The following is a 15,218-nucleotide window of genomic DNA, read 5'->3' as shown; positions in this document are numbered from 1 at the left end:
TCTGATTATAAGGTCGACCTTCTTTCCTTCCCTACTGCCGCTCGGCCCGCCGTGCGCGTCGCCGTTCTACAGTCGCTACAGCCTCGGTGCCGTTCGCCTCCATCCAGGCATCAACGGCTTGGCGGAGGAGCTCCTGGATCTGGATGCCCTCATCCAACGCGGCTTGCTTGATCTCCTCGTGCCGCTGCGGCTCAACATAGTAACCGAGGAACCGCTTGCCTTCGCGGGTGGTCTTGACCGGAACTGGCTCCACTACTGCCGTTGCCACCGATGGGGCGGCCTTTGGCGTCTGCGGCGCCTTCATCGACTCCGCCACCTGCGCAGCCATGGACAGTGGGTTCAGCTTGGCCATCACACAACCTCACTTGCATTCTTGCGTGTGCGTGTCTTAGCACGCAAGCCAACTTGTTTTGAAATGTGTTTCCACACAGCTCGCACGTCGAGGGCCCCCTTCCCTTCCGGCTCAACCTCAATCGACGTCTGGCCGGCATCGGCCGAGCGTGGGAACACTTTCAAATCGTGAATTACGTGCCGCAAGATTGGCATGCCGATCTGGTTTAGCTCGCGGCGGATCCGGGCCGCCTCGCGGTCACTGCGATTGCCAACCCTGTTGAGCACCACGCATGTTGGCTTGTTAGCTTGTGTGGCAGCACGCACAGTGCGAGTCACGGCTTTCAGATCGAACAGGGCGACGCCAGTTGGGATCGCGACAGCATCTGCTACTGCCAGGGCGGCTTCCACCTCATCTGTCGCGTTTGGCGGGGTGTCGATCAACATCAGGTCCAGACCGAGTCCGCGACCGGCCTCAACAATCTGAGCCACCGCGCGGGGCTTGGCGTCAGATACGAACGGCTGCTCGGCCTCTCGCCGGTCTGACCATTCAGACAATGACGATTGCGGGTCCAGATCGATGATGCCCACCTTATGGCCATCCTCAATGGCAGCGGCAGCGAGATTGATTGTGAGGGTACTTTTGCCGACCCCACCCTTCCAAGCTAGCAACGCAAGCACCTTCATCGGTGTGCCTCCACACATGTTGTCGGGCATGGATGCCCACAAATCCACACCTAGACCGCCCAAGTTGCCGCAACGTCAACAGGGGTGGTAACACACTAAACCACTTGTGTGGAGGTGTTTCGGTGTGAGGTGATGCGCATCAGGTACCGAATTGGCCGGCAACATTGACTTAGCTGTGCCGCCCGGCCGACATGCCATGTCCGGTTGGCGCGCGCCTCGCGCGAGTCGCCGGAACCATCAGGAGACCACGCCGCCGCAAGTCGACCCCTGAAAAGCCAACGGCCCCCCAGTCGCCAAACTGGAGGGCCGTCGAAATCGAAAAGGGCCTGTGAGGCCGCGTAGCTGCTCCTCACAAGCCATGAGACGCTCCAGGCGTCAAGCGGGAACGCCAATTCCCGCGACGATGAGGCTTTGCCCTGTGGACCGGACGCCCCTGCGGCGGCCCGGAACGACCTGTTGCGGCCCGATGAGGGCCGAGAGACGTGTTTGCAGACGAAATCCGCCGCGCGATCGAGGGGGCCAGCCGAATCACCCTGCCGCAGGTCACGGCGCTGCTCTGGCGCGCCTACGGGGACGGGACCGTTACGGAGGCCGAGGCCGAGGCGCTGTCCGGGCTGATCGAGGCGCGCACGGATGCGCCGGCAGCTCGCCGTCTACCACCCGGTTCGCAACCCAGCCCCGAGGTTGAATCTCCGCCCCCGTCCCAGGACCGCGCAGGAGCCCCAAGAAGATCTGTCGGCTCGCGTCCGCGCACGGATGCCTCGCTGGAGCGCCGGCGCCGCTGGGCCGCCTCGGGGCGGCTCCCACCGGGGTTGGCGGCCCGGTTCACGCTGGCCGAGCAGGCGGTTCTCGCCCTAGTGGCGGCCGAGGTCGTGCGCCGGAAGGACTGCCGGTTGGCCGTGGGCCACCTCGCGGCGATCGTCGGTGTGGCCGAGACCACGGTCCGCAACGCGGTTCGCGAGGCCGTGAAACTTGGGCTCATCACCGTCGAGGAGCGACGCCTTACGGGCTTCCGCAACGACACCAACATCGTGCGTATCGTCTCACCCGAGTGGCAGGCCTGGCTGCGATTGGCGCGCAAACCATCGGCGGGACACGGCGGTCTTGAGGACATGCGATCCGCCTCGGCTCAGGGGGGAGGGTGCAAATCCGCGCAGCGCACGCCTACTGAAGTTCTCATCCTGTCAGAATCGGGGACAACGGAACCAAAAAAATGCTGCCGGAGGGCAGCGGGCGACCTCGATCGATCCGATCAAACGAGAATCGGCCTGGATCGTAGGACGGTCACAGCCATGCGTTGACGGTCTGACACCGGACGATTTGACGAACGCGACCCCATCTCACCGGACTGGGCGGGCGCCCGCGGCGGCATACGCGTCGAAACATGCCCCACACGACGGCCGAGTACGGACCCCTGTGCGGCCGGTCCGTCCTACTCTAGGGTCACGCTCCGAGCTTGGACGTCCGACCCGCACCATGCCGATCCGGCGCGAGCACCGCTTCTTCTACCCGATCGACTGGCCACAGCTCTCGGCGGTGATCCGGTTCGGGCGCGCCCGAGGGGCTTGCGAGAGCTGCGGCCGACCGCACGGACGAACTGTGATCCACCTCGGTGACGGACGCTGGTGGGATGACGTCGCCGCCGCCTGGCGCGACGGACGCGGCCGACGCGTGCGCCTCGCGCCCGGCACGGTCGACGTCCTGGGGATCGCGCGCCGGACTCGCGTGGTCCTGGCCGCGGCCCACCGCGACCACGACACCGCCAACAACGCGGCCGCCAACCTCGCGGCGTTCTGCCAGCGATGCCACATGATCCATGACCGGCCGGAGCATCAGCGGCGACGCTGGCGCACGCTGTTCCGACGCAAGGCGCTGGGTGACCTGTTCCGCGGGCCCTACGGTTGATCCCGAACGGCCTGGACCGACGCGGTTCGGATCATGGCTGGCCGGCGCACCCGAGCGATGGCGCTCACCGCTCGATGCCATGCCCCCGGCCGCGGTCGGGTATCGGGATGGAGTGGCCCAAGCGGCGGGCGAGCTGCGCGACCAGGGCGCGTGCCGCCGGCCCCGGCGTCCGGGTCAGACGACGGCCATAGGCGTCGATCACACGCCACGCCGGCACGACCAAGCGCTCGATCCCGAGCCAGGCTGCGGCCTCGCGCAGTGCTCGTGCGGCACGCACCGCCCGGCCGACGTCGATGCCCGGGGCGACGTGCTCGCGCACGCCGAGCTCCCCGTCGCGCATGAACGCAACCCGGTCGGCGGCGTAGTCCACCACGTTGGCCTTCTCGTGATAAGTCCGCGCCTCGCGGAACAGCCGCTCCAGCACCATCGTGTCGGTAGCCGGGATCCGCGGATCCGCCTGGCGCTGCCGGCACATGGCGTCGAGCCGGTCGCGCTCGACCACCACCCGCGCTTCGTGCCGGTGCCGGGTCAGGCCGACATACATCTCCCGCGCGTCCGTGCCGGCCCCGAGATACATCACCGCCGCGGAGCACGTACGTCCCTGCGCCGCGTACGCTGTGCCCGCCCACGCGTGTACGATCTTAGGTTGTAATTTCTTGCGGCCGAACCGTAGCTTCCGCGCCAACTCCGTCCACGGCGTCTCGATCACGCGTCCGTCCTCCAACGCTAGGCGCAGACGCGCACCTCCGTCGGGATCGGCCATGATCGCCTCGACCCGGGCGCGGTTGCCGTTGCGTAACCGGAGATGCGGCAGGCTCTCGCCGAAGCGTAAGGAGTCGCCGACCGCGAGCGCGAGCGACACGCGCTTATTCTCGCGGTCGCGCGTGGACAGGGCGATCAGATCGGGCCCGAGCCGGCCTTCCGCGCGCAGCACCGCTCGCGCCCGGGCGTTCAGCAGCGCCGCGTCGGCGTTGCGCCGGGTGACGATCAGCACGTCCTCGCCGTAGGCCGTGCGCTGCTCGCTCCACACTGCGATCACGCGATCCTGCGCCGCCTCCGCGCCGGCGACCAGCTCGATCCGGTCCTCGGCCGCGTAGGCGCGCACGCCCGCCTCGACATCGCCGCGCGCCATCACCACCGAGGCGGCGCGCTGCCAGTCCACCGTCTGCCGGCGGACCTCGCCGAGCACCGCCGAGCGCCCGACCACCTCGGCGACCGCGCGCAACGCGCTCGCACCTCCGACCGAGGCGAGCTGACGCCGGTCGCCGATCAGCACCACCTTCGCCCCGGCGACCCGGGCCGCGCTCAGCACCGCCTCCAGGTCGCGGGTCGATACCATCCCGGCCTCGTCGACCAGCACCAGGGTGTCCGGGTCGAGCGCCGGTGATGGATCGGACCGCGATGGATCGGCCCTGTGTCAGGCGACACGGCAAACTGACCCCCTGACGCCATGAGGATCTGACCCCCTCGATGAGCGAGGAGGTCGAGATGATCAGGAACGAGGCTCAGGCTCTGACGCGGATGGACGATCCGTGGAGGGCCGAGATGAAGACGCCGGACGACGTGTCGGCGATGATGCGGCTGCAGGCGCTCGGCTGGGGCGCGAAGCGGATCGCAGCCGAGCTTGGCTGTTCGAAGAACACGGTGAAGCAGTGGCTGCGACGGGGGGATTGGCGCCCCTGCGCGACGCCCTCGCGCTCGAAGCAGCTCGACGGCTTGGCGGACTGGCTGGTCGAACGCTTCCGGCAGCATGCGGGCAACGCCGACGTCGTGCGCCAGGATCTGGCGACCGAGAAGGGCATCCACGTCAGCCTGCGCACGGTGGAGCGGGCGGTCGCGCCGTTGCGGCGGGATCTGGTGATCGCCGCGCGGGCGAGCGTGCGGTTCGAGACGCGGCCGGGCGAGCAGATGCAAATCGACTTTGGCGAACGGCGCGTCGAGATCGGCGGCGTGCCGACTCGGGTCTCCCTGTTCGTAGCGACGCTCGGCTACTCGCGCCGCCTGCACGTGCGTGCCTTCGGCCACGAACGGCAGGAGGACTGGTTCGCCGGGCTGGAGAGCGCTTTCCGGGCTTTCGGCGGCGTGCCACACGAGGTGTTGCTCGACAACGCTCGCGCCCTGGTCTTGCACCACGACCCTGTGAGCCGCGAGGTCGTCCTGCACCCGCGCCTGCACGCCTTCTCCCGCCACTGGGGCTTCCGGGTGCGGGCCTGCGCCCCGTACCGGGCGCGCACGAAGGGCAAGGACGAGCGCGGCGTCGGCTACGTCAAGAACAATGCCGTGGCCGGCCGCCGCTTCGCGAGCTTCGCAGCCCTGGAGGCGCATCTCGATGCCTGGACGCGGGACGTCGCCGACCGGCGCGTGCACGGCACGACCGGCGAGGCGCCGGGCGAGCGGTTCGCCCGCGACGAGGCTCGGGCGCTACGGCCGCTCGCGGGCGTGCCGCCGTTTTCCGCCGCGCGCGATCTCGTGCGCCGGGTCGGAGCGGACTGCGCGGTTGCGGTCGACGGCAACGCTTACTCGGTACCCTGGCGGCTGATCGGTGAGCGGGTGCGGGTCACCGTGAGCGGAGCGGTGGTGCGCGTCCACCACGGCGGACGGGAGGTCGCCGCGCATGCCGAACTGAAGGGACGTCACGGCCGTGCGGTCGACGACGCTCATCTGGCCGGGCTCGTGGGTAGCCGTGAGCGACCGGCTCATCGGCGCGACCCGCCTCCTCTCGTGGCGACGCCGGAACTGCTGCGTCCGCTCGCCGAGTACGAGGCTGTCGCCGGGGGAGGCTTCTGATGAGCGAGGAACACGATCACCTCACCGTACTGCTCGACCGCCTGAAGCTGACGGCCATGCGTGACCAACTCGACAGCCTGATCGACGAGGCCGGCCGGGGCGAACTGACGATCCGCGAGGCGCTGACGCTGTTCTGCGAGCGGGAGATCGCCCGGCGCGATCAGCGGCGCATCGACATGGCCTTCGGGCTGGCCCGCTTCCCGTTCGTGCGCGACCTGACCGGCTTCGACTTCGGCGCACAGCCCTCGTTGGACAAGGCGCAGATCCGCGAGATCGCCACCGGCCGCTTCATCGCCAACGGTGAGGCGGTGCTGCTCCTCGGACCACCCGGGGTGGGCAAGACGCATCTGGCGGTGGCGATCGGGCGTGCGGCGATCGTGGCCGGCTACGGCGTGTTGTTCACCCCAGCCACGACGCTCGTGGCGCAGTTGGCCAAGGCGCACGCCGAGGGGCGGCTGGAGGAGCGGCTGACGCACTATGCCAAGCCGAAGCTGCTGATCATCGATGAGCTCGGCTACCTGCCGTTCGAGCCGGATGCCGCGCACCTGTTCTTCCAGCTCGTCAGTCGCCGCTACGAGCGCGGCGCGATGCTGGTGACCTCGAACCGGGCGGTGGGCGAGTGGGGCAGCGTGTTCGGGGACGCGGTGGTGGCCACCGCCATCCTCGACCGGCTGCTGCACCATAGCCACGTCGTCACCATCCGCGGTGACAGCTACCGCCTGCGCGAGAAGCGTCGCAGCGGACTTCTACAGAGGGCCGCTATCGTCCCCAACCCCACGCCCGTCTAGGCGAGGAAACCGGCATGGGGGTCAGATCCTCGTGACGCGAAGGGGTCAGTTCCGGTTGTCGCTTGAAAGCCCTGGGACTGGCATCCGGAGCCGGCGCGCTGACCTGGTCGTGGCGCCAGCGAGCGATCGCCTGCGTCGGGATCCCGGTGGAGCGCGCGAGTTCATCGGCCGCGACCCAAGAAGGCGCTAGGCCGATCACCCGCAATTTTGCACCGTGCGCGGCTGCCACCAGGGCGGCGGCCGTGGTTGTTTTGCCTGTGCCGGCTCCGGCCTGGAGGAGTGACACCCCGTCCGCGTTGGCGGCGTGGCTCACGGCCAGGCCCTGCTCGGGACTGAGATGACTGGCCTGCGCTAGGGCGGCCGCGGCCGCCTCTGGGGCGATCCAGGTCCGCTCCAGGGGCCGATCGGCGGCGCGCAGCATCCGTGCCTCGCACGCGGCGATGCCCGGGCTGGTCCAGCACGCGCTGGCCCCCGGGATCATCTCGGCGTCGGCCAGCGGCAGCAATGTGCCGACCCGCTCCAACTGGGCGAGTTCCGCCTCCACGGTATCGACCCCGAGGCCCTGCAGGCTGGCCAGTTCCAGGGCACGCTGGAGCAGGTCCTTTCGCGCGAGCACGCTCTCGTGCCGGAACAGGGCCGAGGCGGCACGCGCCACTGGGCCGTCGCCGGGGATCTCGGGTGGATCGACGGGGGGCTCACGCTCGGCGTCGCGTACGGCGGCGGCGATGAGGATGGGATCGAGCTCGGGGTGGCGCGCCGCCTGCCAGGGATCGAGCCCGCACCCGGCGAGTTCCTGGCGCCACCGTGCCTCTAATTCCGGTCCGGTCGGCAGTTCGTGCTTGCCCCGGCGCGTCGCCAGCGCGGCGATCTCGCGCTGGGCAGACGTGGCGTAAGCGCCAGCATAGTCGAGGATCTGACTGGAGCGTTTGGAGAAAGCGGCCAGCACCGTCTCGGGCACGCCGGCGATCTCCCACTGGCCGCGTCCAGCCTCGCGGTAGTGCAGCCCGAACCGCGCGCGCAGTTCCTCGGCGAGAGCCGCCCTGTACGCGGCCCCCACGCCGAGCTGTTGAGCGTACAGCCCCTCCACCTCAATCGTGAGATGTTTTTGAGTCTTGTAGCGACCTGAAGTCGAATTCGGAGGGGCGCCGGCGACGTTCAAGAAAACGCAGTGGCAGTGCAGGTTAGGATCGCCCTCGCGGGTCGTGTAGTGATCGAAGCGCGCCACGATCAGGTCGCTCGGCTGATGCCGCTGCACGCCGCCCGCACCCGTTCGCACGGTGACGAGCCCCTCCGCCGCCACGAAGGCGAGCGCCCGCTCCACCGCGGACCGATGCGCCGCCTCGATCGCCGCACGCTGCTCGGCCGTGCCGGCCATCCATAGGACGGAGACCGACTTTCCCGGGGTCATCGTGCAATCCTGGCCGGCCCAGTGCCCCGGGCCGGCGCCGCGCACCAGCGCTTTGCCGGTGCCGGGGTGATACCCCGCGCACAGATCGCGAAACGAGGACGCCTCGATCGCCGCGCCGTGGCGCACGACCGTCTCGCCGCTGCTCCACCACACCCCGGCACCGTCGGAGGCGTAGTACTCGTCGCGCCGGTCCGGCCGCGCCTCGTGCTGGCTGTCGTTGGTGTAGTATAGCGCGGCCGGCGAGCCCGCCCCGAGGCGGTGCAGCGTGGCGGTCATGGGGTCGGATCTGCAGCGTCGACATCCCTGCCTAAACGGCAGACCTTCGACAGATCGATGGCGGCTGCGGGCGCGCCGAGTTCGCCCACGGCCTCGGCCATGTCGAGGATGGCGGCGTCGACCTGCTCCAGGCGCTCGATCAGGACGCGGTGGCGGACCGCCACCTCCAGGTGCTGGACGACGCACTCGGCCGCCAATGCCTCGGGGGACCAGCCGCGCTCGGTCGCGGCAGCACTCAACCGAGTGGCGAGGGTCGCCTCCAGGGTCACGGTGATCTTGACCTGGTCGACCATCGGCGTACCTGCTGCGCGTGAAACTGGGCGGCAGCCGTGGCACGATCGCGGCGGCCGGGCGAGGCTCGAATGGCCGCTCGGTTAACGATGAGCCACTTCAGTGCGTGTGGTGTGATGCCCTTCTTCTGGCCGTACGCGTTACCGTACATCTGCCGTACTAAGCCGTAGCCTACCGTCTTCGGCCGGACCCTAACGTGGAGTTGCTGTCGCCCCAGGCATTCGAGCGATCGGCTGCACGCCCTGGCAAGCCCCGATCTGCTAGAGCGTCGCCATGGCCCAGCGCCCCCGCCTCGACCTACGCCGCCTCGCCCGAGACGCCGCCGCGACCCCCGGCAGCCGCCGCACGGCCGGTGCTCCGGGTGGTCGGCCCGCCACGGGCTTGATGGATATCGTGCGCGGCAATCTCGACGCTCTGGTCGCCCTCCAGGCCGGCGGATTGACCTGGGATGCGGTCGCGGCCGGCCTCACGGCGCAGGGCATCACCACCGCCGACGGCCAGCCGATCACCGGGCGCAATCTCACCGGCATCATCTCCAGCGTCCGGCGTCAGGCCGCCGCCCGCGCGGCCAAGGCGGAGGCGCGGGCGGCTCGCCCCGATCGGCCGACCCCACCGCATTCCGTACCGCCCCCGACCGGCTCGACCCCCCGGGCGTCACGGCTCGCACTGGAACTCCGTCCGGATCGCGAGACGCCGGCCCCATCGGCCACGGATGCGCCGCTCACCGAGGTGGAGATCCGACGGCTGCAGGCCGAGAAGCACAGCCACCTTTTCAAGAAGGACTGACACCCATGCCTCGCGTCCTCCTCGTCGCCCAGGAAACCGGCGGCGTCGGCAAGTCGACCGTGACCCGCGGCCTGGCCGAGGCGGTGCCGGACGCGCCGATCCTGGAGATCGAGTCGGTGCACCGCCTGACCGAGTTCATGACCGCGACGGCCGCTAACGAACCCGGTAGCGTGCGCTATTTCGAGATGCGCGCCACGCGCGAGGCGATCGAGGCCAGCGGCGGCAAGGCCGCGCGGTCCGAGCTCGACGAGGTGATCAACGCGCTCTACGAGGTCGCGGCTCCCACCCTCGTCGACATCGGCGCCAACACCTCGGCGAGCCTGCTCGGGGTCCTGAAGGACGAGGCGCCGGAGCTGCGCAAGGCCGGGATCGAACTCGGGCTCGTGGTGGTGGTGGCCGCCGAGGCCGGCTCGCTCGCGGATGCGGGCAAGCTGCTGCAGTCAGCACGGGATTGGACCGGCGCCCGGTTCGTCGTAGCCAACGGCGTGCGCGGCGCGATCGACCCGACGATCCTGGAGCGCGTGGTCGGCGACGCGACGGTCACGCACCTGCGCGCCTTCGAGCTGGAGGATGAGACGCGCGGGGTGTTGGCGGCCGGACAGTTGCGCGGTGTCGGACGGCTCGACCGGGCGGCCCTGGTCAAGCAGACCTCGCAGGCTCAGGCAGGGCGGATCCTGCGCGATCTCACCGCCTTCCGCCTCGCCTTGATGGAAGCGGTCAAGCCGGCGGCCCTGTGGCTGGTCGAGGAGGCGCCGGTCGCAGGTCGGGCCGGGACGCCGGTAGGGGGGAGCAAGCGTGCCCGCAACGCCTGAAGACGTGCACGACCGCCTCGCGCGGGCCGACCGCGCCGCGCGCGAGGCCGCGGCCGGGTTCGAGCGGGACAGCCGCGCCGCGCTCACCCGGCTGAAGACGCGCCCGATCCACGAGCGGTTCGCGGCCTTGGAGGAGGGCGCAGCACAGCTCCTACCCGAACATCGGCGCGAGCTCCTGCTCTCGATCCGCGACCGGTCCGACGACGGGGAGCCTAGCGCTCGGCCCACGCCGCGCCATGCGAGCCGCATCGCGGTCTGGCGCGGGCACCTGCCGTTCCGCGTGCGCCGGCTCACCCGGAACGCGCTGCTCGGGCTCTGCCTCGTGCTCGCGCTGATCTTGGCCTATCGCCGCACGCCGGCCGCCTGGGCGGAGGTTCGGGGCAGCCAAGACGTGGCCGTCGCCTGGGTCATGCCGGACGGGCGGCCCGCCGGCGACCGCCTCGTGGCCGGACGCGCCTACGCGGTGATGCGGGATACTGACGGCATGGCCGAGCTGCGCGACTGGCGTCCTGGTGAGGGCTATGCCGCGACGCGCGTGCCGTCAGACTGGCTGGTGACCCGCTCCGGACCAGCCGCGCGCTGAGATCCGGACCTCTCGATCCGTCACGGCTCACATCAAACCTACGGCCTGCCCGGCTCACCGCGCCCGACCGACCGGCGGCACGGCGGTGATCAGCTTGCGGAAGCGCGGGTCGGTGTGGGCGACCGTCTTCTTCAGGCGCAGCGGATGGCGGGTCTGGCCGCCGCTGTTGGGAAACACTAGGAGCTCGTCGCCCGGCATCGCGATCAGCGCCTCCTTGGTCATCAGGCGTGCGCCCTGCGAGGCCCGGGTCGTGGACGGCGTGCCCTTGGCATCACCGGTCGGGGCCGTCCGGGTCTCGACGAAGGCGGTGTAGTCGCCGACCGCCCGCGACCAGCGCTCGGCCTCGTCCGGGTCGACCGCCGGGACGTCGAAGACGGTGACGACCTCGGCGGTGTTGAGCAGCACGTCGGCCCCGGCCTCGCCGTAGAGGCCGACGAGCTGGGCGCGGTCCTGCCACATCGTCCACAGGCTGGCGCCGTAGCCCGGCAGCTCGCTCGCCGCGGTCAGCAGCGCGTCGAACCGACCGAGCACCGCGGCCTCGTCGACGAAGATCATCAACCGCTCGGCCGGGCGATGGCGGCGCACCGAGGCGAACAGGTCGGACAACAACCAGCGCAGGAACGGGGCGAGCACCGCCTTGTACTCGGTCGGCACCGCGACGAACAGGTCGACGGCGCCCGTGGACAGCTCCGACAGCCGGAAGGTCGACCCGTCGACGAGGTCGCGCAGGCGCCGGTCGGCGAGCCACTGGAACGCCTGCAGGGCGGTGGACTTGATCGGATCCTTGGTCTTGGCGTCGGCCTGCAGGATCTCCATGGCCGCGTAGGCCGCGGGCTCGGGCCAGCGATTGACGTATTGCTGCAGGAGCCCGAGAAAACGGCCCTCGTCGGTGATGAGATCCTGGACCTCCACCACCGTGCTCGCCCCCGGCCGGCGCAGCGCGACCAGCATCGCGCCGGTGATCAGATCGACGGCGCGGTTGCGGAAGTAGGCGGAGGCCTCGCCGTCCCCGGTGGCCTCGGGCAGGAGCGCCAGGGCGGTGCTCTGGAGGTAGAGGACGTCGTCCGGGTCGCGGTCCTGAAGTGGGTTCCAGCGATCTGTGCCGCCGGCCAGACCCATGGGGTCGAGGCAGACGACGCGGCGGCCGAGCGCCCTGCGCCGAGCGGACACGGCGCGGTAGACCTCGCCCTTCGGGTCGAGCACCACCGCCGGTCCGCCCCAGCCCTGGGGTTCGGGGAAGGCGAGGTTCGGGATGAGCAGGCCCGAGGTCTTGCCCTTGCGCGGCGGTGCGATGGTCACGAGCGTGCCCTGGACGGCGACGCGGACCGGATGGCCCGTCTGGGGATCCCGGCCGAGTTCGAGCCCGTCGCGCAGGCGCCCGCGCTCGGCCGGGGTGGCGAAGCGGGCCGAGCCGAACAGGTCGGAGGTGTCCCGCTTCTGCTCGGGCTTGGCACGCCGCAGCAGCTCGGCTCCGAACAGGATCAGGAGCGGTGCGAAGGCGAGGAACGGTGCCGGGGAATGGCCGCCGTTCGCGAGATCAGGCGCGTGGCCGATCATCATGAGGTAGGGCATCGCGAGCGCGTCGCTGGCGCGCCGGGAGAACAGGGTCTCGAACCAAACCCCGGGGCGCATCACCTCCGCGGGCCAATACGCCGGGTCGAGCCCGTTCTGGATCAGGCCCGCGACCGGGTAGGCCAGGAGCACGGTCGCGAGGAAGGCTATGAAGGCCAGACGCATGCGCATGACGGGTCGATCACGAGGGAGGCGGGTGGCATCGCTTCGAGCACGGTTGCCCTCTCAGCCGCGCGTGGAGCTGAGCGACGGCACGGCCTCGCCGGTGAGGCCGTGCCGATCGGGAAGAAGAGCCGATGTTGGGTTTGCGCGCAGCCTCAGAGCGACGCCCGGATGTCTCGCTCCAGACGCGCGAGCGGATCGACCTTATCGCCGGGTAAGGGCCTGATCTGGGATAGATAAGACAGACACCCCAACCCAGTGGCGAACTGATTGCGGGTCGCGGAGGTCTTCAGCTCGTCGTTGATCACGTTGCGAAGGCGCTCCTCGGCGATCAGCTTGTCGTCTTCCAGGGAAGGTACGTCCCTCTGTGACGCAAAATCCCGCGCGATGTCGCCGTACTGAATGCGCTCGTGGTGTAGCTCAAGAAAACTCATCAGCATAAAGCAGTTTGCCGCGATTTCTCTATAGAGCCTGTACGGAAATTCTGCCTTGGAAGAATTCAGTATTGTTTGCTGAAGCTTGGAAAAATCTGGCATCGCGTGTGTCTCTCGGGATGAGGCCGTCGGTGTATGCGTTTTTTCCTGAGAGAAGGTCACGCGTGGCGCGCGACCTTTAGCAAAACAGGTAATATTTTGCTCATTGTAATCTCGCAAGCAGTCAAATCCGAATGAAAATGAAAACAACAGTCTGTCGGTTTGCAGGTAAGTAGGACCTGATCGAGCGTGAGTGTACGAACAGATGACATTGGCAAAACTGATCTATAGATGTCGTGACTGGCGCGATAGCCCCTTCGTCGAGGGCATCACGCGAGCCAACGACCTCATTCCTGACGCCGGTCGGTTCATCGTCGACCAGAGCGTGATGGATGCGGTCCAGCGCATGGAGAAGACGCCCTTCGCCGATCTGCTGCGCGCCCTCGATCATGCACGGCCGCCCTTTCCCCTCACCTGGATCGAGTGGAGCAGTCCCGGTGGCGGCCATCTCGGCTATCTCGTCGAACAGGCGCAGGACACGTCCGGCTTCGCCTTCCGTCAGTTCTTGCACGCCCTACAGATCGAGCGAGCGACGGGCTGGCCCGTGGTGTGTACCCTCGGCCGTATCCACGTCGATCCGAGCGGGTTTCGCTGCGAGAACGTGGCCGAGGCCGCGACCAGCGGCAACGGGCCCGGTCCGAACCCGCACGAGCAGGCGTCCGCCGACCTCATTAGCATGTTCCTGATCATCAACTCGCCCTCGCGTGTCGTGACGATCGACGCGGCGCCGGATACGCAGCGGGCCGATGCGCGCCGCGTCGCCGAAGGTCGGCCGCCGCTGCCGAACCTGCGACGGATCCGCCTCGACGTCGCCCGTCTGCGGCAGGTCGATATCGACGATGGTGTCCCGCAAGCCGATGGGCGCCCACGAGCGGAGCACTTCGTGCGGGGGCACTTCAAATTCCGGAACGGCCGGATGTGGTGGTGGTCGCCCCACATCCGCAATCAGGCCGGGGACGAACCTGTCGCGCTCCCGCGCGACTATCAGGTCGTCAGTTCCGATCCAGGATGAGGATGGGATCGGAAAGCGGAACTTGCTCGATCCAGACCGTGCCCGCCATCACAGGACAGCGTGCACGAACAAGTCGAGTTGCCCCGATGTGGCACAAGCGCGTGAGTGCGGGCCCGGAGCTCGGCGCGTCGCTCTCGGCGTGAGAAGAGTCGGGAGATCGACGTCCGGCTTGCCATAGAGGACGGCACCGACGATCTCGCAGCCATCGCCGCGATGGAATACGTTAGCGGTATGCGGCCCAGCCCGCAGGATCTCCTGCACGAGCGCCTCGTCTACGCTCAGGCCGGACAGGGCCGTGAGCAGGCAGGTGAGACCCGCTGTTGCGATGTCGAACGATCGAAACTCTGTAGCACGCTGTCGCCAGACCTGGCGGACGGCTCCAACGCTGGTCTGCGGAAACGGGTTGGGTGCTTGCCTTGTCGCCGCGTCGGCGATGAAAGCGGCGATCGCATGCCGCTCGGCGATGTGAGCGGCCGCGAGCAGGGAGGCAGCGAGCTGGCGTTGGCTGATCGGCATGGCGCTGCGGCTGTCGTAATCCAAACCACACGCGGGTGCCTCAGCAGAGAACCGGCACGCGCGGCAGACATCGGACCTTCCTACCGCGCCCATACCGGCACCGGTAGGACGGGGCGGTCACACGGTCTGAGGCGCTGTTCCGGCTGACGTCGAGCGGCACTGGTGGGACACGCCTGTCTGCATTACATTGTCATGCAGACAGGAGATGAGGTCATGGCCAACGCTCTCGTGCAAACCCGGATCGACCCCGCCTTGAAAGAAGAGGCCACAACCGTGCTCGCGGCGATGGGCCTGACCGTATCCGAGGCGGTTCGGCTGATGCTGACGCGCGTGGCACGCGAGGGCGCACTCCCGTTCGAGCCGCTCGTGCCCAACGAGGCGACGATCGCCGCGATGCGCGATGCGCGCGCCGGAGGCTTGCCTCGCTTCAACAGCGTGGCTGCGCTGATGGCTGACCTCGATGCGGACGATTGAGCGCACCGGGCAGTTCAAGCGCGACTACAAGCGGGAAATGAAAGGGCAGCACCGCACGACCCTTGTGGCGGATCTTACCGTGGTCCTGGATGCTCTGGTTGCAGACCGGCCGCTCGAGCCGCGCCACCACGATCACGCCCTGACCGGCAACTGGCGTGATCACCGGGACTGCCACGTTCGCCCCGACCTCGTGCTGATCTACAGGCTACCGGACGATCAGACGCTGCAACTCGTGCGCCTCGGCTCTCACGCCGAGCTCGGGCTCTAAGAGCGCCTAACAGAACGGGCACGGATCG

Annotated in this window: 17 protein-coding genes and 1 pseudogene; 10 read left to right on the top strand and 8 right to left on the bottom strand. The window is 68.9% G+C overall.

Annotated features, from left to right (window positions below; all coding sequences use genetic code 11):
- Positions 1-31: 31 nt before the first annotated feature.
- Entirely contained in the window at positions 32-352 is a 321-nt protein-coding gene (locus tag ABC766_RS33375) for a ribbon-helix-helix domain-containing protein (protein WP_009867111.1), read from the bottom strand.
- Positions 352-1,017: an AAA family ATPase gene (locus ABC766_RS33370; RefSeq protein WP_192285016.1), complete on the bottom strand. Its 666-nt coding sequence runs from the start codon at positions 1,015-1,017 to the stop codon at positions 352-354. Before ABC766_RS33370 ends, ABC766_RS33375 begins: the two co-directional genes overlap by 1 nt.
- Positions 1,018-1,829: 812 nt before the next feature.
- Here ABC766_RS33370 and ABC766_RS34275 point away from each other — a divergent pair.
- Positions 1,830-2,318, top strand: coding sequence for a hypothetical protein (locus tag ABC766_RS34275; RefSeq protein ID WP_427902343.1), 489 nt, complete (start codon positions 1,830-1,832; stop codon positions 2,316-2,318).
- Between the two features lie 175 nt (positions 2,319-2,493).
- Entirely contained in the window at positions 2,494-2,922 is a 429-nt protein-coding gene (locus ABC766_RS33360; RefSeq protein WP_192285008.1) for a hypothetical protein, read from the top strand.
- 64 nt (positions 2,923-2,986) lie between these two features.
- Here ABC766_RS33360 and ABC766_RS33355 read toward each other — a convergent pair.
- Positions 2,987-4,291, bottom strand: a pseudogene (locus ABC766_RS33355) (AAA family ATPase); the annotation flags it as partial.
- A 119-nt stretch (positions 4,292-4,410) separates the two neighbouring features.
- Here ABC766_RS33355 and istA point away from each other — a divergent pair.
- Together istA and istB are read left to right on the top strand one after the other, a co-directional pair.
- Positions 4,411-5,709: an IS21 family transposase gene (istA, locus tag ABC766_RS33350; protein ID WP_427902312.1), complete on the top strand. Its 1,299-nt coding sequence runs from the start codon at positions 4,411-4,413 to the stop codon at positions 5,707-5,709.
- Positions 5,709-6,497 (top strand): IS21-like element helper ATPase IstB, encoded by a 789-nt coding sequence (istB, locus tag ABC766_RS33345; RefSeq protein WP_127991182.1) that lies wholly within the window; start codon positions 5,709-5,711, stop codon positions 6,495-6,497. Before istA ends, istB begins: the two co-directional genes overlap by 1 nt.
- On the opposite strand, the gene mobF is transcribed toward istB, so the two are convergent.
- Positions 6,469-8,181 (bottom strand): MobF family relaxase, encoded by a 1,713-nt coding sequence (mobF, locus tag ABC766_RS33340; protein ID WP_345823011.1) that lies wholly within the window; start codon positions 8,179-8,181, stop codon positions 6,469-6,471. The genes istB and mobF overlap by 29 nt on opposite strands.
- Positions 8,178-8,474 (bottom strand): hypothetical protein, encoded by a 297-nt coding sequence (locus tag ABC766_RS33335; protein ID WP_009867686.1) that lies wholly within the window; start codon positions 8,472-8,474, stop codon positions 8,178-8,180. The genes mobF and ABC766_RS33335 overlap by 4 nt, the downstream gene beginning before the upstream one ends.
- A 271-nt stretch (positions 8,475-8,745) precedes the next feature.
- Here ABC766_RS33335 and ABC766_RS33330 point away from each other — a divergent pair, with 271 nt between their 5' ends.
- From ABC766_RS33330 to ABC766_RS33320, 3 genes are read left to right on the top strand one after another with little or no spacing between them, the layout of a single operon-like run.
- Positions 8,746-9,258, top strand: coding sequence for a hypothetical protein (locus ABC766_RS33330; RefSeq protein WP_009867685.1), 513 nt, complete (start codon positions 8,746-8,748; stop codon positions 9,256-9,258).
- A 5-nt stretch (positions 9,259-9,263) separates the two neighbouring features.
- Complete coding sequence (locus ABC766_RS33325) at positions 9,264-10,070, top strand: chromosome partitioning protein (RefSeq protein WP_192285006.1); 807 nt, start codon at positions 9,264-9,266, stop codon at positions 10,068-10,070.
- Complete coding sequence (locus ABC766_RS33320) at positions 10,054-10,653, top strand: hypothetical protein (RefSeq protein WP_192285005.1); 600 nt, start codon at positions 10,054-10,056, stop codon at positions 10,651-10,653. Before ABC766_RS33325 ends, ABC766_RS33320 begins: the two co-directional genes overlap by 17 nt.
- A 54-nt stretch (positions 10,654-10,707) precedes the next feature.
- Here the strand turns inward: ABC766_RS33320 and ABC766_RS33315 are convergent, their stop codons facing one another.
- A complete protein-coding gene (locus ABC766_RS33315) occupies positions 10,708-12,396 on the bottom strand; it encodes a type IV secretory system conjugative DNA transfer family protein (protein WP_345823010.1) in 1,689 nt (562 codons plus the stop codon).
- Between the two features lie 146 nt (positions 12,397-12,542).
- Positions 12,543-13,040 (bottom strand): hypothetical protein, encoded by a 498-nt coding sequence (locus ABC766_RS33310; RefSeq protein WP_192285004.1) that lies wholly within the window; start codon positions 13,038-13,040, stop codon positions 12,543-12,545.
- Positions 13,041-13,125: 85 nt separating this feature from the next.
- On the opposite strand from ABC766_RS33310, the gene ABC766_RS33305 reads away from it, so the two are divergent.
- Positions 13,126-13,932: a hypothetical protein gene (locus ABC766_RS33305; RefSeq protein WP_192285003.1), complete on the top strand. Its 807-nt coding sequence runs from the start codon at positions 13,126-13,128 to the stop codon at positions 13,930-13,932.
- Positions 13,933-13,980: 48 nt separating this feature from the next.
- Here ABC766_RS33305 and ABC766_RS33300 read toward each other — a convergent pair whose 3' ends face one another.
- The gene (locus ABC766_RS33300) at positions 13,981-14,448 is read right to left on the bottom strand and encodes a hypothetical protein (RefSeq protein ID WP_192285014.1); all 468 of its coding nucleotides are present in this window, start codon (positions 14,446-14,448) and stop codon (positions 13,981-13,983) included.
- Between the two features lie 213 nt (positions 14,449-14,661).
- Between ABC766_RS33300 and ABC766_RS33295 the strand changes: the two genes are divergently transcribed.
- On the top strand, positions 14,662-14,922 hold the full coding sequence (locus tag ABC766_RS33295; protein WP_281397067.1) for a type II toxin-antitoxin system RelB/DinJ family antitoxin: 261 nt from the start codon (positions 14,662-14,664) through the stop codon (positions 14,920-14,922).
- Complete coding sequence (locus tag ABC766_RS33290) at positions 14,909-15,190, top strand: type II toxin-antitoxin system YafQ family toxin (protein ID WP_009861360.1); 282 nt, start codon at positions 14,909-14,911, stop codon at positions 15,188-15,190. Before ABC766_RS33295 ends, ABC766_RS33290 begins: the two co-directional genes overlap by 14 nt.
- Positions 15,191-15,218 lie beyond the last annotated feature (28 nt).

It is taken from the genome of Methylobacterium fujisawaense (assembly GCF_039619325.1).
Classification (GTDB): Bacteria; Pseudomonadota; Alphaproteobacteria; order Rhizobiales; family Beijerinckiaceae; genus Methylobacterium; species Methylobacterium fujisawaense.
This window is presented reverse-complemented; position numbering and strand designations above follow the sequence as displayed.